14 protein-coding genes are annotated in these 16,453 nt (G+C 57.5%); 6 read left to right on the top strand and 8 right to left on the bottom strand.

The features are described 5' to 3' along the window. Positions 1–275 precede the first annotated feature (275 nt). Positions 276–1,799 carry a fumarate hydratase gene (locus tag V6L79_RS21000; protein WP_321834210.1) on the top strand — a complete coding sequence of 508 codons (1,524 nt, stop codon included), beginning with the start codon at positions 276–278 and terminating at the stop codon, positions 1,797–1,799. A 179-nt stretch (positions 1,800–1,978) separates the two neighbouring features. Here the strand turns inward: V6L79_RS21000 and yiaY are convergent, their stop codons facing one another. Then, positions 1,979–3,127 (bottom strand): L-threonine dehydrogenase, encoded by a 1,149-nt coding sequence (yiaY, locus tag V6L79_RS21005; protein ID WP_338579443.1) that lies wholly within the window; start codon positions 3,125–3,127, stop codon positions 1,979–1,981. Between the two features lie 136 nt (positions 3,128–3,263). Here yiaY and V6L79_RS21010 point away from each other — a divergent pair, with 136 nt between their 5' ends. Beyond that, positions 3,264–4,289, top strand: coding sequence for a DUF4917 family protein (locus tag V6L79_RS21010; protein ID WP_338579444.1), 1,026 nt, complete (start codon positions 3,264–3,266; stop codon positions 4,287–4,289). Positions 4,290–4,304: 15 nt separating this feature from the next. On the opposite strand, the gene V6L79_RS21015 is transcribed toward V6L79_RS21010, so the two are convergent. Further along, positions 4,305–4,637, bottom strand: a complete 333-nt coding sequence (locus V6L79_RS21015; RefSeq protein WP_261739246.1) for a YegP family protein — start codon at positions 4,635–4,637, stop codon at positions 4,305–4,307. A 171-nt stretch (positions 4,638–4,808) separates the two neighbouring features. On the opposite strand from V6L79_RS21015, the gene V6L79_RS21020 reads away from it, so the two are divergent. The 3 genes from V6L79_RS21020 to V6L79_RS21030 all read left to right on the top strand — a co-directional run bounded on the left by V6L79_RS21020 (position 4,809) and on the right by V6L79_RS21030 (position 8,953). After that, a complete protein-coding gene (locus V6L79_RS21020) occupies positions 4,809–5,348 on the top strand; it encodes an RNA polymerase sigma factor (protein ID WP_261739247.1) in 540 nt (179 codons plus the stop codon). Next, complete coding sequence (locus tag V6L79_RS21025) at positions 5,345–6,286, top strand: FecR domain-containing protein (protein WP_338579445.1); 942 nt, start codon at positions 5,345–5,347, stop codon at positions 6,284–6,286. Before V6L79_RS21020 ends, V6L79_RS21025 begins: the two co-directional genes overlap by 4 nt. 120 nt (positions 6,287–6,406) lie before the next feature. Continuing rightward, complete coding sequence (locus V6L79_RS21030) at positions 6,407–8,953, top strand: TonB-dependent receptor (protein ID WP_261739249.1); 2,547 nt, start codon at positions 6,407–6,409, stop codon at positions 8,951–8,953. A 111-nt stretch (positions 8,954–9,064) separates the two neighbouring features. Here the strand turns inward: V6L79_RS21030 and V6L79_RS21035 are convergent, their stop codons facing one another. From V6L79_RS21035 to V6L79_RS21060, 6 genes are all read right to left on the bottom strand, one after another. Continuing rightward, positions 9,065–9,370 carry a ribbon-helix-helix domain-containing protein gene (locus V6L79_RS21035; protein ID WP_261739250.1) on the bottom strand — a complete coding sequence of 102 codons (306 nt, stop codon included), beginning with the start codon at positions 9,368–9,370 and terminating at the stop codon, positions 9,065–9,067. Between the two features lie 16 nt (positions 9,371–9,386). After that, positions 9,387–9,968, bottom strand: a complete 582-nt coding sequence (locus V6L79_RS21040; protein WP_019823320.1) for a DJ-1/PfpI family protein — start codon at positions 9,966–9,968, stop codon at positions 9,387–9,389. Positions 9,969–10,079: 111 nt separating this feature from the next. Continuing rightward, on the bottom strand, positions 10,080–11,297 hold the full coding sequence (locus V6L79_RS21045; protein ID WP_338579446.1) for an SAM-dependent methyltransferase: 1,218 nt from the start codon (positions 11,295–11,297) through the stop codon (positions 10,080–10,082). Positions 11,298–11,404: 107 nt separating this feature from the next. Further along, positions 11,405–12,019, bottom strand: a complete 615-nt coding sequence (locus V6L79_RS21050) for a TPM domain-containing protein (protein WP_338579447.1) — start codon at positions 12,017–12,019, stop codon at positions 11,405–11,407. Positions 12,020–12,046: 27 nt separating this feature from the next. After that, positions 12,047–12,793, bottom strand: a complete 747-nt coding sequence (locus tag V6L79_RS21055) for a YgcG family protein (RefSeq protein ID WP_338579448.1) — start codon at positions 12,791–12,793, stop codon at positions 12,047–12,049. Between the two features lie 207 nt (positions 12,794–13,000). Continuing rightward, complete coding sequence (locus V6L79_RS21060; RefSeq protein WP_261739254.1) at positions 13,001–13,609, bottom strand: LemA family protein; 609 nt, start codon at positions 13,607–13,609, stop codon at positions 13,001–13,003. Positions 13,610–13,852: 243 nt separating this feature from the next. Here V6L79_RS21060 and bglX point away from each other — a divergent pair, with 243 nt between their 5' ends. Further along, positions 13,853–16,144 (top strand): beta-glucosidase BglX, encoded by a 2,292-nt coding sequence (gene bglX, locus V6L79_RS21065; protein ID WP_261739255.1) that lies wholly within the window; start codon positions 13,853–13,855, stop codon positions 16,142–16,144. Positions 16,145–16,453 lie beyond the last annotated feature (309 nt).

Below are 16,453 nucleotides of genomic sequence, written 5' to 3' on the forward strand. Positions count from 1 at the left end.
ATCCGGGCACCGTGTAGCCGCTGCAGCAGGCTGCGATGGGTGGTGTAGCGACCCGCCACCGGAATAAAAAAACAAAGATCCTTCGGCCCTTATCGCAGCCTTCGGCAGCGGCTACAAGTTTTGTGCGTGCGGGTGTATCAAAGAGTGTACCGGGTTATACTGCGGCGCCTTTTTTGTACCGGTCATGTGTGCCCGGTATGCCTAGCAAAGACCTGACCCAAGGTCGCAAACACCTTATTGATTGTATGTTCCCGTCTTATAGAGGAGCGCGACCCATGACCGTGATCAAGCAAGACGACCTGATTCAGAGCGTTGCTGACGCCCTGCAATTCATTTCCTACTACCACCCCGTGGACTTCATCCAGGCCATGCACGAAGCCTACCTGCGCGAAGAATCGCCAGCGGCCCGTGACTCGATGGCGCAAATCCTGATCAACTCGCGCATGTGTGCCACTGGCCACCGCCCGATCTGCCAGGACACCGGCATCGTCACCGTATTCGTACGCGTAGGCATGGATGTGCGCTGGACCGGCGCCACCATGGGCCTGGACGACATGATCAACGAAGGCGTGCGTCGCGCTTACAACCTGCCGGAAAACGTCCTGCGTGCTTCGATCCTGGCCGACCCGGCCGGTGCGCGTCGTAACACCAAGGACAACACTCCTGCGGTCATTCACTACTCCATCGTTCCGGGTAACACCGTGGAAGTGGACGTAGCGGCCAAGGGCGGCGGTTCCGAAAACAAGTCGAAAATGGCCATGCTCAACCCGTCCGACTCGATCGTTGACTGGGTGCTCAAAACCGTTCCGACCATGGGCGCGGGCTGGTGCCCACCAGGCATGCTCGGCATCGGTATCGGCGGCACCGCTGAAAAAGCAGCTGTGATGGCCAAGGAAGTGTTGATGGAATCCATCGACATTCACGACCTGATCAAGCGCGGCCCGTCCAGCCGTATCGAAGAGATGCGCATCGAACTGTTCGAGAAGGTCAACCAACTGGGCATCGGCGCCCAGGGCCTGGGCGGTCTGACCACCGTACTCGACGTAAAAATCATGGACTACCCGACCCACGCAGCGTCCCTGCCGGTGTGCATGATCCCGAACTGCGCGGCCACCCGTCACGCTCACTTCGTACTGGACGGCTCCGGCCCTGCATCCCTCGAAGCGCCACCGCTGGACGCCTACCCGCAAATCGTTTGGGAAGCAGGCCCGTCGGCCCGCCGTGTCAACCTCGACACCCTGACCCCGGAAGACGTGCAGAGCTGGAAGCCGGGCGAAACCGTCCTGCTGAACGGCAAAATGCTCACCGGGCGTGACGCTGCGCACAAGCGCATGGTCGAAATGCTCAACAAGGGTGAAACCTTGCCGGTCGACCTCAAGGGTCGCTTCATCTACTACGTAGGCCCGGTTGATCCGGTGCGCGACGAAGTCGTTGGCCCTGCCGGTCCGACCACCGCTACGCGGATGGACAAGTTCACCCGTCAGATCCTCGATCAAACCGGCCTGCTGGGCATGATCGGCAAATCCGAGCGCGGCCCTACCGCCATCGAAGCGATCAAGGACCACAAAGCTGTGTACCTGATGGCCGTCGGCGGTGCTGCGTACCTGGTAGCCCAAGCGATCAAAAAATCGCGTGTGGTGGCATTTGCCGAACTGGGTATGGAAGCGATCTACGAGTTCGACGTTAAAGACATGCCGGTTACCGTGGCAGTCGATAGCAACGGCGAGTCGGTGCACATCACCGGCCCGGCGATCTGGCAGAAAAAAATCAGCGAAAGCCTGGCTGTAGAAGTGCAATAAGCGCTTTATACGTCAGACACAAAAACGGCCAGGTTAATAACCTGGCCGTTTTTTTATGTCTGTACCGTGCTTTTCTGTGGGAGCGGGCTTGCTCGCGATGGCATCAACCCGACAACGCAGGTAAACCGCGTCGCCTGAATCGCAAGCAAGCCCTCTCCTGCAAGATCGGTACCTCTCAATCAGAACGCGTTACGGAAAATTTCTTCAATCTGCCACTGATCAGCCTTGCGCGGGTTGGTGAAACCACAAGCATCCTTCAGGGCATTGGTGGCCAGAATCGGGATGTCATCCAGCTTGGCGCCCAGGTCACGCAGCCCGGCCGGGATTTCTACATCCCGGGCCAAGGTGCGAATCGCCGCGATGGCCGCCTGCGCGCCCTCTTCCGGGCTCAAGCCCCGCACATCGGCACCCAACGCGTGAGCCACATCGGTCAAGCGGGTCGCACATACACTGGCGTTAAACATCTGCACATGGGGCAGCAGCACCGCATTGCACACACCATGGGGCAAGTCATAGAACCCGCCCAACTGGTGGGCCATCGCATGCACAAAGCCCAGCGACGCGTTATTAAAGGCCATGCCCGCGAGGAACTGCGCGTAAGCCATGTTCTCGCGTGCCGTCAGATCTTTACCGTCGCTAACCGCCTGACGCAGGTTTTGACTGATCAGCTCCATCGCCTTGATCGCACAAGCATCGGTAATGGGGTTGGCAGCCGTTGACACATACGCCTCAATGGCGTGAGTCAGGGCGTCCATGCCCGTGGCTGCGGTTAGCCCTTTGGGCATCCCCACCATCAACTCGGGGTCGTTGACCGACAACAGTGGTGTCACATTGCGGTCGACAATGGCCATTTTTACGTGGCGCTCTTCGTCGGTGATGATGCAAAAACGCGTCATTTCACTGGCTGTACCGGCCGTGGTATTGATCGAGACCAGCGGTAATTGCGGCTTGGCCGAGCGATCAACCCCCTCGTAATCACGGATATGCCCGCCATTGGTGGCACACAGCGCAATGCCCTTGGCGCAGTCATGGGGCGAGCCGCCACCCAACGACACGATAAAATCGCAGTGATGTTGCTTGAGCACCACCAGCCCCGCCTCAACGTTGGCAATGCTCGGGTTCGGCTTGGCACCGTCGAAAATCACCGAATCAATGTCCTGCAGCGCCAGCTGCTCAGCGATCAGCGTCGCAACACCCGCCTTTGCCAGCCCCGCGTCAGTCACAATCAAGGCCTTGCGAAAACCATAATTGCGAATAGCGGTCATGGCTTCAGCCAAGCAACCGTTACCCATAATATTTACGGCGGGAATAAAGAAAGTGCTGGTCATGTAGAGTCCTCTTGGCGGGTCATTGGCTAAGTCGGTCTCCACAGCTTCCTCCAATCACAATGCAGCAATGTTGATCTGGCTCAACACTTGAGCATGATAAAGTCCGACACCGCCCACGCCTTGAGACGAAATTGCGATGACCCCTTTCCAGGAATTTGATGCCGAACTAGAAGACTGGAATCAGTTGCGCACCAGCACACCGTGCAGCGGGCTGCTGATTGGCAACGGCGCAAGCATGGCCGTGTGGCATGACTTCTATTACGACTCGCTGTTTGACAAAGCCAAGAGCGTCGCCGAAAAGCCCCTCAGTCAGACCGAACTCAGCGTGTTCGAGGCCCTCGGCACGCGCAACTTCGAGCATGTGCTCAGCGCCCTGAAAACCGCGAGCAAGGTCAACAAGGCGCTGGCCATCAACTCGGCCTCGCCGCGCAAACGCTATTACGCCATTAAAGAAGCCCTGATCAACTGCACTCAAGACGTGCACATTCCCTGGCGCCTGATGCAGCCCGAAACCCTGGCTTGCTGGCATGCAGAACTGGCGCGCTACGCCAGTGTGTATTGCTCCAACTACGACTTGCTTGCGCCCTGGGCAGTGATGCAGGCGCCAAAACAGTTCAACGACCTGTTCAATACCCCCGGTTCGACTTTTGAACTGAGTGCCGGTGCGGCCAAGGGTAAAACCACTCGTATGCTGTATCTGCACGGGGCGCTGCACCTGGTCAAAAATCAGGAAGGCAAGGCACGCAGAATCACGGCCAACGAACCCACCCTGTTAAGCAACTTTGCAATTAACCACTCGATCAGCGCACTGGACGATGTGCCGCTGTTTGTCAGCGAAAGCAGCAGCGACGACAAGCGAAAATCCATCCGCCAGTCCGATTACCTGTCTTTTTGCCATGAGCAGTTAATGGCGCATAAAGACGCGCTGTGCATCTTCGGCCACAGCTTGGGCGAGCAGGACCAGCACCTGATCGATGCCTTGCGCCAGGCCCCGCTGAAAACCCTGTGCATCTCGATCTATCCGCGCAGTGAAGCGTTTATCCGCTTTCAAAAGAACCATTACACGGCACTGTTTGCCGAGAAGAAGCTGACCTTGCGCTTTTTTAACTCGAAGACTCATGCGCTGGGCCTCAGCCGACACTCGGTGCCGGTAGAGGTTTAACCCTGGCCGAACGCCTCAATGCTTGTCTTTGATGACCGTAGTCGGCCCATTGTGTTTGACACTGGCAATGCCTTTGTCACGCGCAGCCTCTGACGAGTACATCTCGCTGGTGCCGATAATCTGGTGATTGGCCGCCTTCAGGTTGAAGTACGGACTACCATCCTTGGCCACTTTTCTCTCGTACCGCTCATCAAGCGGGCTGTTGGTCTGTACCGAGGCGATCCCGCCTTTGGCTGCCGCCAGCGTGGTGTAGTGCTCACTGACCAGAATGGTTTCGGCATTCGCCGCCTTCAACACAAAGCGGAACTGCCCATTGCTGGTATTGCTCAATTCGTACCAACCCGACATAACCTTCTCCTGAAATTAAGGGTTCCTGCACCTAGTCAGTAAAGACGCCATGGGCTATTTATCCATTTATTTGCCGAGATGAGCGAAAGTCGAACTTTCAACGAGACAAATAGCAATGGTTATCGATACCATTCGCGACTTATTTGCATCGCTGTGTTCACAAGGACCCTCATGTCTCGCCTTAAACCCGACCCGCCTGCGGCCGATTCCTTTCGCGAGTTCTATACGCAAATTTTGCACTTTCTGCGTAAGCGCACCGACAACACCAGCGATGCAGCTGACATGACTCAGGATGTTTTCACTCAATGGCTGGGTTATCAGGACCGGGCCAACGTCGAGCAGCCGCGGGCGTTTCTGTTCCAGATGGCGCGCAATCTATTGCGCGACCACTGGCGCCGCCAGCAAGTGCGCCAGGCTGTACATCACCAGCACGGCGAGAGCGAATCCGAGCCCTTGAGTGACGAAAGGGATGATCCAATGGCTGCTGCCCAGCGTCTGCAACGCCTTGAACAGCTCAAAACCATACTCGCAGAACTCTCGCCCAGACGCCGTGAAGCCCTTATGCTGCACCGTTTTGAAGGCTTGAGTCAGGCACAGATTGCCGAGCGCATGGGGATCTCCGTCAGCATGGTAGAAAAGCACATTGCCTTGGCCTTGTTGCACTGCAAGCAGTATCAACAACGGGACAGCGGCAAGGAGCAGCCAAAATGAGCCCTCATCAAGCAGCAGGTCACGACAGCATCGACGAGCAGGCAGCCAACTGGTTTGCACGTAACCGCAACGAGCGCGACCACAGCACCCGCGAGCAATTCGACACATGGCATGCCAGCCCGGCCCATGCTCAGGCCTATGCCGAATTTGAGGCTCTGTGGGCGGATCTGGGTCAACTTGAACAGATCAACCAACCCATTGCGCTGCCTGTCCGCCCCCGGCGTTCAAACTTCGCCCTGGCCACCGCTGCCGCCGTGCTATGCGCCGTGTTTGCGCTCAATCTCGGGGCTCCAGTGGCGCTGCACCAGCAGCAGGTCAGTACTTTGGCCCAAGGCGGGCGCACCCTCCTGTTACCCGATGGCAGCACCTTGAACGTCAATGCCAATACCCGGCTGCGCCTGGAATTCAACGCACAACAGCGCGATATTTATTTGGATCAAGGCCAGCTTTATATCGAGGTTGCAGCCAATAAGGAGCAGCCGCTAGTGGTACATGCTGGCGCTGCACGGATCAAGGTGGTCGGCACCGGCTTTGATGTACGACGCAGCTCGCGCCAATTGGTCGTCAGTGTCGCCCACGGCCAGGTTGCGTTTACCCCCGATGCAAAATCCTCAACCCTGCTGGGCGCACAACAACGCGCCACCTACGACTACGCCAAGAGCTCACTGCAAGAGCACCCCCTGGGTGCCGAAAAAGTGGCGGACTGGCGCAGTGGCCACCTGTCATTTCGCAATCGCGAACTGGGCAGCCTGGTGGACGAGCTGGACCTGTACCGCCCCGGCGTGATCCAACTGGCCGCTGGGCCACTCGCTGCCTACAAGGTCTCGGGCAATCTGGATATCAGCGACCCACTGGCCCTGGTCAAGGCTCTTCCTGCACTGATCCCGGTAAAAACCGTGCTGCAGGACAACGGAACAATCCGTATCGAACCTCGCTAAAAAAACATATGCGAATATTTTTCATTCGCATATGTGGTTTTTTCATTGTGCCGCGTCTTCCTCCGGTCTGCGTTGCTAACGCATGTCTTTTTGGCCTTTGTTGCCACACCGGGGGATTTCATGTTTCGCGCACCACATCACTTCTCGCACTTCTGCTCGCGCCCAACACTGGTGGCAGCTTGCCTGGCGGTCAGCCTGCAAGCCCATGCCGAGTCGATCCAGCTGCAACTGCCGGCACAATCGCTGGCCAGTTCGTTAAGTGAGGTGGCGCAGCAGGCAAAAATCCAGCTGCTGTTCGACGAAGCCCTGTTACGCAACATCAAAGCCCCCGCGCTCAAGGGCGACTACACACCGCAACAAGCCATCCAGTTACTGCTCAAGGGCACCGATTTCAGCCTGATCCAGGTCGACCGAACCTACGTTGTGAGACCCAAGGAAGACGGTACAACCACCAGCAACAGCCTGGAGCTGGGCGCGGTGAGCGTGGTGGGCAGCGGTAACGAGGTGGATTCCAGCAGCGTCGGCAAATCGACCATGACGCAAACTCAGATCAATCAGTATCAGGCCAATAACATCCCCAGCTTGCTGGCCACCCTGCCGGGTATCAACCTCGGCGGATCGCTCAAGCCGGGCGGTCAGACCATCAACATTTGGGGCATGGGCGAAGCTGAAGATGTGCAGATGACCGTTGATGGCGCGACCAAAAGCGGCTTTGAACGCTACAAACAGGGCACGATTTTTATCGAGCCCGAGCTGATCAAACGCCTGGAAGTCGAGAAAGGCCCCCACGACATACACACCGGCAATGGTGGTTTTGGCGGCGTGGTGCACATGGAAACCAAGGACGCGCCGGACCTGCTCGAAGAAGGCAAGGACGTTGGTGCCATGCTCAAGTACGGCTACAGCAGCAATGACCATCAACAGATTTACAGCGGTGCCGTGTACGGCCGCACCGATGATGGCCGCGCCGATGCGCTGGTGTACTACACCAAACGCGACGGTGATGACATGAAGCTCGCCGACAATATGCCCAACCCCGGTAATGTTTACCCGGTCAACCCCAAGCGCCTGCCCAACACCGCCCAGGATCTGGACGCGCAACTGCTCAAACTCAACCTGCACCTCAACGACGAGCACAGCGTAGGCATGTCTTACTCGCGGGCCAACAATTACCTGTGGGTGCCCTTCTCGGCAGTCAGCTACCCGGAGCCACCCAGCAAGGCCAACATTGATAAATATGGTTACGACATCGCCTCCCGACGCTACCTGTCCAACCGCTCAACCATCGACACCACCTGGTCAGCCAAATACAAATACGAGCCTCTGGACAATCCACTGGTGGATCTGGAAGTGAAGTACTCGCACTCCAATACCGAACAAACCGACACGCGCAGCGCACAGGCCTTCACCCAGCCCACCAGCGGCGGGCGCAAGATGGAAACCGGCTACACCGACGACATGCTCCAGATCGAAAATATCAGCCTGTTTGCCAGCGGCCCGCTGGACCATGCGGTGACCACTGGCGTGCAATTTCGCAAGCATCAGCGTGATGTGAATATGTGGATGCCGGGCGGGAGCTATGACGCCGAGAAGTACAACTACGGCCACTACCAGCCAAACTTCATGCCCAGAGGCAAGGTCGACACCAACAGTTTCTATATTCAGGACGCCATCACCTGGGGCGACTTCACGTTGACGCCGTCCATGCGTTACGACCATGTGCGCAATCGCGGCCAGGAAAACGATGCGCCCTACTACAACCACCCGGAACTGGGCCACGACTACAGTGACAAAACCTACACTGGCTGGTCGCCTCGCCTGGCGGCCTTCTGGACAATAACTCCGAAAACCGCCTTGTTCGTTAACTACAGCAAGACCTGGCGCGCCCCGGTGATCGACGAGCAATATGAAGTCCAGGGGTCTGGCAGCCGCACTTCCAGCAGCCTGGGCCTGGACCCCGAACGCATCACCGGCTGGCGTGGGGGCAACATCACCACGTTCGATCAGATTTTCGGCGACAGTGACCACGCACTGGTGCGCACTACCCTGTTCCACAACACTGTCGACGACGAGATTTTCAAAGCCACGGGCGTAGGCTGTGCGGCACAAACTGTGTCAGGGGGCATGACCAAAGACTGCGGTCCCAATATGCCGAATTACCGCAATATTGGCAGCGTGACTATCAAAGGCTTTGAGGTTGAAAGCTTCTACGAGTCCACGTACGTCTTCGGCTCGCTTTCATACGCATGGATGACTGGCAAACACGAAGGCGCCTACACCAACCCTTGGGGCCCCAACGTCTGGGCACGCGACGTACCCGCACCAAAATGGATTGCCGTACTGGGCACCAAAATACCGAGCCTGGATGCCCGCGTTGGTTGGAAAGGCGAATGGGTACGCAAGACCGACCGCAGACCGAGCGACAATTACTACAGCAGCCCGCTGAGCGTCTTGGGTGACCGTTACTGGGATCATTACGATAATGACGGCTACAACGTGCAAGGTCTGTTTGCCAACTGGAAGCCGCAACAGCCTTACCTCAAGGGCACCGAGGTCAACTTCACCTTGGACAATATGTTCAACAAGAGCTTTCGCCCGATGCTCAGTGGCGATAACGCCTACAGCCAGGGGCGAAATGCCAAGATCAGCGTGACGCGGTTCTTCTAAACAGCAGTGCATAACCTGTAACCGCTGCCGCAGGCTGCGATAAGGGCCGAAGAACCTTTGAAAGCAGGGTCGCTTCGCAACCCATCGCAGCCTTCGGCAGCGGCTACACACTCAGGCTTTATGACGTGCTACCACACTCAACTCCGGCACCTGCACCCGGCGCTGGCTCAGGTAACGCGTGCAACTGACGCGCAAGAAAGACGCGAAGTTGACCACTTCACCGCGATAATCCATCACTTCCTCATACAGCTTGGCCACCAATTGGTTGGTGGTCATGCCGTCCTCCTGTGCAATTTCGCTGAGGATGTCCCAGAACTGGTTTTCCAGGCGCAGGGTGGTGACCACGCCGCAAATACGCAATGACCGTGAGCGCGACTCGTAAAGAATCGGATCGGCTTTTACATACAATTCACACATGGTCACGCCCTCATTCTTACAAGGTAATCTTGGTGCCGAGCAAGCCCAGGAACGCCGCCAGCCATGCAGGATGCGCAGGCCATGCCGGTGCAGTGGCCAAGTTGCCCTGTACATGGGCCTTGGTCACGTCGATATCGATATAAGTACCACCCGCCAGGCGAACCTCCGGTGCACACGCCGGATAAGCGCTGCATTCACGGCCTTCCAGAGTACCAGCCGCCGCCAGCAGTTGCGCACCGTGGCACACAGCAGCAATCGGCTTGCCCGCCTTGTCGAAATCACGCACCAGCTCCAGCACTTTTTCATTCAAGCGCAGGTATTCCGGTGCACGACCACCCGGTACGAGCAGCGCGTCGTAATCGCTGGCTTTAACCTTGTCAAAATCGAAATTCAGGGCAAACAAATGGCCAGGCTTTTCGCTGTAGGTCTGGTCGCCTTCAAAGTCGTGGATGGCGGTACGCACGGTCTGGCCCGAAGTCTTGCCGGGGCACACCGCATGCACCTGATGCCCGACCATCAACAGCGCCTGGAACGGCACCATCACTTCGTAGTCTTCGACGTAATCGCCAACCAGCATCAGAATTTTTTTCGCTGCCATGGTGCGTGCTCCTGTGGGGGATAGGGCCAGTAAGAGTAGCCAAAGTACCCCCTGCGCGCCTGGGCGGGTAATAGCCAGGTACTACGTACCCGCCAGACGCAACTTACAGGCTTATTTCAACAACCCATCGGCCTGCAACAGGGTTTCAAGGCAGTGTTCCTGAATGTTGTAGAACGCCTTGAGTTCCTGAATTTTCACCAACAATTGCGCCGGGTCCAGCGGTTCGGCGCGTTTGACCGCAAGGATCATTTTGTTTTTGTTGGTGTGCTCCAGCGAGATGAACTCAAACACCTTGGTTTCATAACCGCAGGCTTCCAGGAACAGTGCACGCAGGCTGTCAGTAACCATTTCGGCCTGTTGGCCCAAGTGCAAACCGTATTGCAGCATCGGCTTGAGCAATGCCGGGCTCTGGATTTGCAGGCGGATCTGCTTATGGCAGCACGGCGAGCACATGATGATCGCCGCACCCGAACGAATGCCCATATGGATGGCGTAGTCGGTGGCGATATCACAGGCATGCAGCGCGATCATCACATCGATCGGCGTCGGGGCAAAGCTGCGCACATCGCCATGCTGGAACGTCAGGCCCGGGTGCTCCAGGCGTTCAGCGGCGTTGTTGCACAGCGTGACCATGTCTTCACGCAGCTCAACCCCGGTCACCATGCCTTCGGCTTGCAGGCTGTGGCGCAGGTGGTCGTGAATGGCAAACGTCAGGTAACCCTTGCCCGAACCGAAATCCACCACCTTGACCGGTTGATCGAGCTTGAGCGGCGAGTTGCTCAGGGCGTGGGAAAACACCTCGATAAACTTGTTGATCTGCTTCCACTTGCGCGACATCGCCGGGATCAGCTCTTGCTGCTTGTTGGTCACGCCCAGATCGGCGAGAAACGGCCGCGTCAGATCCAGAAAGCGATTTTTCTCGCGATTGTGCTCAGCCGACGGCAATTCGCGCTCCTGCTGGCTCTTGCCTTTGAACAGCGAGCTTTTGCCTTTTTTGCTGTATTCCAACTGCACTTCGTCAGTCAGGGTCAGCAAGTGCGCGTTCTTGAACGCTTCCGGCAACAGCCCGGCAATAATCGCCACGCCCTCTTCAAGCGGGAAGTTCTTGGTGATATCACGGGTTTTGTAACGGTACACAAAAGACAGGCAAGGCTGATCCTTGACCGTTACCTGCTTGATGATCACCCGTTGCAATTCAGCCTCTGGACCGACGTACTTGGCCAGCACCAGCTTGATAAACGAGTTTTGCGCCAGGCCGGTTTCCAGCAGATTCAAAAATTGCGCACGATGATCCGGCACAGACGGGGCGGTGGTAGCAGTCACTGACATTGAAAATGGTGCCTCGGGGGTGCAAGAGGGAGAAATCAGAAAAGCAATGGCGGCCATTTTAGGCGCGTTGGCCGCCGGGGGCACGGAGTAATTTCAGACAGCCGCGATTACAACATCACCAACCGATTCGGCAATTGGTTACGCGCCTGTGTTCTCGGTATGTGCTGCGCGAGCAATTCGGCGCTGGCATCGATACAGGCAATAAAGCCTTCAGCCGTATGGCCCAACGCCACCCGGCGGGTGAAATCGCTGACGATGGTACCCCAGTCGCTGTTGTCCAGATGTCGGGAGATACCTTCGTCCACCAGGATTTCGACGTAACGCTCCGCCTCGCTGACAAAAATCAGCACGCCGGTGCGCCCTTCGGTGTGGTGCAGGTTTTGCTCGAGAAACTGCCGCCGGGCCAGGTTGCTGGCTCGCCAGTAGCGCACACGGGACGGGATCAAGCGGGTGGTAATCGCCGGTAGGCGGAAGATCAGGCTGAGAAACACGAAGCTGGCCCATTGCAGCATCAGCAAGGAATATATCTCCAGGCCGCCAATCAGAACGTGCGCCACGGCGGGCACCAGCAAGGCAACCAGACTGGCCCACAACAAGGGGATATAGCTGTAGTCATCGGCCCGCGGTGCCAACACGGTGACAATTTCAGCGTCGGTGCGTTGTTCGGCACGGGTGACGGCTTCTTCGACCTGCCGTTGTTGCTCTTGAGTTAACAAAGCCATAACTATCGATACTCGTTGAAAAATGAATTACCAGCCGCCAGAGGCTCCGCCGCCGCCAAAACTGCCACCGCCACCACTGAACCCTCCGCCACCGCCACCGCCACCGCCGAAACCGCCACCGCCAAAGCCACCCGAGCGCGAGCCACCGCCGCCGCCTGAGCGGCAGATGCCAAAGAACTGGCAGGCCGCAACGACCAGAACAAACAATATAAATAGCAGCACAACTACGCCCGGGTGTTCGGCCATCAAATCGTTGCTGTCGCCCTGCCCTCCGGCATAGGCCGGTTCGGCCAATGGCGCGCCACCCAATACTTGCAGGATGGCGTCAACTCCGTCGCTGATACCTTGGTTGTAGTCACCGCTTTTAAAGGCCGGGGTGATCACTTGATGGATGATCACCGAGGACTGGGCGTCGGTGAGGCGGTCTTCCAGGCCATAGCCGACTTCGATACGCAGCTTGCGATCATCGCGGGCCACAATCAGCAATGCGCCGTTGTTTTTGTCTTTTTGGCCGATGCCCCAGGCGCGGCCCAGTTGGTAGCCGAAATCTTCGATGGGGGTGCCTTGCAGACTGGGTACGGTGACCACCACCACTTGCTCGCCGGTGGCTTTTTCGTGGGTCTCAAGCTTTTGCGTCAGCTGCTGGCGTGTGGCGGGGTCGAGCATTTGCCCATCGTCCACCACCCGCCCGCTAAGTGCAGGAAAAGTCAGCGCCTGGGCCGTGGCTATAAATAGCCACAGCAACAGGCCAAGCCCCGGCTTTGATACGCGCATCGGCAACCTCATAGGTCGAATCTGACAGGCGTTACTCGTAGCAGCTGCCGAGGAACGAAGGCTGCGTTCGAGCGCGAAGCGGTCGTAAAATCTGAGCCTGAGGTGTATTTGAAACACCGCAATTAATGATTTTACGACGACTGCGCCGCCGAACGCAGCCTTCGTTCCTCGGCAGCTGCTACAGGGTACGCATATTGGTCAGGCGGCTTAGAACTTCACCTCAGGTGCCTTGTCGGCATCCGGGGTTGTGGCTTCAAAGGTGGAGCGTACCGGCAAGTCGCTGTACATCACCGCATGCCACAAACGCCCCGGAAAGGTGCGAATCTCAGTGTTGTAGCGCTCAACCGCGAGGATAAAATCGCGACGAGCCACGCTGATCCGGTTTTCCGTGCCTTCCAGTTGCGATTGCAACGACAGGAAGTTCTGGTTGGATTTCAGGTCCGGGTAACGCTCAGACACCACCATCAACCGGCTCAAGGCTCCCGTCAGCTGATTCTGCGCCTCCTGAAACTGCTTGAGTTTTTCCGGGTTGTTCAACGTGCTGGCATCGACCTGGATCGAGGTCGCCTTGGCCCGCGCTTCAATCACCGCAGTCAGGGTGGCCTGCTCCTGTTTGGCCGCGCCCTTGACCGTCTCCACCAGATTGGGAATCAGGTCGGAACGACGTTGATACTGGTTCTGTACTTGCGACCAGGCCGCCTTGACCTGCTCGTCGAGGGTCGGAATGGTATTGATCCCACATCCTGCAAGCAGACTGCTTACGGTCAGCAGGGCAATAACTTTCCAACCCCAGGTTCTAACGCTCTGTATTCCCATGCTTGCAACGCTCCGAAATAACGACATCAGGTTTATAGACCACACACCACACCCAAAAACTCCCGGCAATACTGGATTGCTCGCGGCGAATCAGCTAAAAGACTGCCTGCCATGCAGGAATACTTTGTTCTAAAGGTAGGTCATTTCTTTAATTCGAGTATTCCTGACATTCCTCCAGAACAATATCGCTGCACAAGCGCGGGCTTCCCTCGCTTCAAGTGAGCGGCTGCGCAGAAGAATCCAATGAGAAATATGTGTTTGCTGGGCATCGTCATCAGCCTGGCCAGTCACACCGCGTGGGCTCAAACCCCGGCGGCCCCGCTCCCTCCCAAAGACGTGTTCGTTGCTGAACTGCTGAAAAAAATGAGCGTGGATGAAAAGATCGGTCAACTGCGCCTGATCAGTATCGGCCCGGAAATGCCCCGCGAGATGATCCGCAAGGAAATCGCCGCAGGCCGTATCGGCGGCACGTTCAACTCCATCAGCCGCGACGAAAACCGCCCGATGCAAGACGCTGCCATGCGCAGCCGCCTGAAGATCCCGATGTTTTTTGCGTACGACGTGATCCACGGCCATCGCACCATTTTCCCGATCAGCCTGGCTCTCGCCTCCAGCTGGGACATGGACGCCATCGGCCTCAGCGGCCGCGTGGCCGCCAAGGAAGCCAGCGCCGACAGTATCGACCTGACTTTCGCCCCCATGGTCGACATCGCCCGTGACCCGCGCTGGGGCCGTACCTCCGAAGGCTTTGGCGAAGACACCTATTTAGTCTCGCGCATCGCCAGGGTGATGGTGCAAGCCTATCAGGGCGCATCGCCTGCCCTGCCCGGCAATATCATGGCCAGCGTCAAACACTTTGCCCTGTATGGCGCAGTCGAAGGCGGACGCGACTACAACACTGTCGACATGAGCCCGACACGCATGTTTCAGGACTATCTACCGCCCTACCACGCCGCCATCGAAGCGGGCGCAGGTAGCGTGATGGTGGCCCTGAACTCGATCAATGGCGTGCCTGCCACCTCAAACATGTGGCTGATGCAGGATTTGCTGCGCAAGGACTGGGGTTTTAAAGGCGTTGCAGTCAGCGACCACGGCGCGATTATTGAATTGATCAAGCACGGCGTAGCCAAAGACAGCCGCGAAGCCGCCAAACTGGCAATCAAGGCCGGTATCGACATGAGCATGAACGACAAGGCCTACGGCGAAGAATTGCCTGGCCTGCTCAAGTCCGGCGAAGTGCCGCAAAGCGATCTGGATAACGCCGTGCGCGAGGTGCTTGGCGCCAAGTACGACATGGGCTTGTTTGCCGACCCGTACCTGCGTATCGGCAAGGCTGAAGATGACCCGGCCGACACCAAGGCCGAAAGCCGCCTGCATCGCAGCGAAGCCCGTGAAGTGGCGCGCAAGAGTCTGGTGCTGCTGAAAAACCAGGCCGAAACCCTGCCCCTGAATAAACAGGCGCGCATTGCCCTGGTTGGCCCCCTGGCCAAAGCCCCGATCGACATCATGGGCAGTTGGGCCGCAGCGGGTCTGCCAGCACAGTCTGTGACCGTGTATGACGGCATGCGTAACGCACTCGGCCAACAGGGCAACCTGATCTACGCCCGCGGCGCCAATATTACCGACGACCAGAAAATCGTCGATTACCTGAACTTCCTCAACTTCGATGCACCAGAAGTGGTCAACGACCCGCGCCCGGCGCAGGTGATGATTGACGAGGCGGTCAAGGCCGCGCAGCAGGCGGATGTAGTCGTCGCTGTGGTGGGTGAATCGCGGGGCATGTCCCACGAGTCGTCGAGCCGCACCAACCTGGACATTCCTGCCAGCCAGCGCGCCCTGATTACTGCGCTCAAGGCCACCGGCAAGCCGTTGGTACTGGTGTTGATGAACGGCCGTCCGCTGTCGATCGATGTGCAACAGCAACAAGCCGATGCCGTGCTGGAAACCTGGTTCAGCGGCACCGAAGGGGGCAACGCGATTGCTGACGTGCTGTTCGGTGACTACAACCCGTCAGGCAAGCTGCCGATCACTTTCCCGCGTTCTGTAGGTCAGATTCCGACTTACTACAGCCATCTGAGCATTGGCCGGCCCTTCACACCGGGCAAACCGGGCAACTACACCTCGCAGTATTTCGATGAGCCCAACAGCCCGCTGTATCCGTTTGGCTATGGCTTGAGCTACACCGACTTCAGCCTGTCGGATGTCAGCCTGTCGACCAAAACCTTGAAGCCGGGCAACACTCTGACCGCCAGCGTAACCGTGAAAAACACGGGCAAGCGCGCGGGCGAAACCGTGGTTCAGTTGTATATCCAGGACGTCACCGCCTCCATGAGCCGTCCGCTCAAGGAGCTGAAGAACTTCCAGAAAGTCATGCTCAAACCCGGCGAGCAGAAGGTCGTGCAATTCACCGTCGCCGAGAACGATCTGAAGTTTTACAACGCGCAGTTGCAGCACGTCGCCGAGCCTGGCGAATTCAATGTGCAGATTGGCCTCGACTCGCAAAACGTCCAGCAAAACAGCTTCCAGTTGCAGTAATTTCGCTCAATTGCCGGGAAGGCCCTATGCGGCCTCCCGGCACGTCTTTTCGCTTGACCTTTCCTATCTTTGCACCCGCCTGAAAATGCGTTCGGACAGCGCTGTTTTTTATGGTAGGGTTCGCGCCCTCAAAATCCAGCGCAAACGATTTGCTCCTGCAAAATCCGGTGACAAACGGCTAAATGCCGGTGCAGTGCGGCCTACATGGATATTCAAGCTTTCACACACAATTTACACACAGGGTTATCCACAGGCAGTACGTTGCACAACCCCTGCAAAACGCATATCTTGTATCAGCTCCGCCAAAAA

It is taken from the genome of Pseudomonas sp. ML2-2023-6 (genome assembly GCF_037055265.1).
GTDB classification, from domain to species: Bacteria; Pseudomonadota; Gammaproteobacteria; order Pseudomonadales; family Pseudomonadaceae; genus Aquipseudomonas; species Aquipseudomonas kulmbachensis.

Excerpts from the sequence above, each read along its gene's own strand:
- V6L79_RS21000 (WP_321834210.1), top strand. The coding sequence starts at position 276 with ATGACCGTGATCAAGCAAGACGACCTGATTCAGAGCGTTGCTGACGCC.
- yiaY (WP_338579443.1), bottom strand. The coding sequence starts at position 3,127 with ATGACCAGCACTTTCTTTATTCCCGCCGTAAATATTATGGGTAACGGT.
- V6L79_RS21010 (WP_338579444.1), top strand. The coding sequence starts at position 3,264 with ATGACCCCTTTCCAGGAATTTGATGCCGAACTAGAAGACTGGAATCAG.
- V6L79_RS21015 (WP_261739246.1), bottom strand. The coding sequence starts at position 4,637 with ATGTCGGGTTGGTACGAATTGAGCAATACCAGCAATGGGCAGTTCCGC.
- V6L79_RS21020 (WP_261739247.1), top strand. The coding sequence starts at position 4,809 with ATGTCTCGCCTTAAACCCGACCCGCCTGCGGCCGATTCCTTTCGCGAG.
- V6L79_RS21025 (WP_338579445.1), top strand. The coding sequence starts at position 5,345 with ATGAGCCCTCATCAAGCAGCAGGTCACGACAGCATCGACGAGCAGGCA.
- V6L79_RS21030 (WP_261739249.1), top strand. The coding sequence starts at position 6,407 with ATGTTTCGCGCACCACATCACTTCTCGCACTTCTGCTCGCGCCCAACA.
- V6L79_RS21035 (WP_261739250.1), bottom strand. The coding sequence starts at position 9,370 with ATGTGTGAATTGTATGTAAAAGCCGATCCGATTCTTTACGAGTCGCGC.
- V6L79_RS21040 (WP_019823320.1), bottom strand. The coding sequence starts at position 9,968 with ATGGCAGCGAAAAAAATTCTGATGCTGGTTGGCGATTACGTCGAAGAC.
- V6L79_RS21045 (WP_338579446.1), bottom strand. The coding sequence starts at position 11,297 with ATGTCAGTGACTGCTACCACCGCCCCGTCTGTGCCGGATCATCGTGCG.
- V6L79_RS21050 (WP_338579447.1), bottom strand. The coding sequence starts at position 12,019 with ATGGCTTTGTTAACTCAAGAGCAACAACGGCAGGTCGAAGAAGCCGTC.
- V6L79_RS21055 (WP_338579448.1), bottom strand. The coding sequence starts at position 12,793 with ATGCGCGTATCAAAGCCGGGGCTTGGCCTGTTGCTGTGGCTATTTATA.
- V6L79_RS21060 (WP_261739254.1), bottom strand. The coding sequence starts at position 13,609 with ATGGGAATACAGAGCGTTAGAACCTGGGGTTGGAAAGTTATTGCCCTG.
- bglX (WP_261739255.1), top strand. The coding sequence starts at position 13,853 with ATGAGAAATATGTGTTTGCTGGGCATCGTCATCAGCCTGGCCAGTCAC.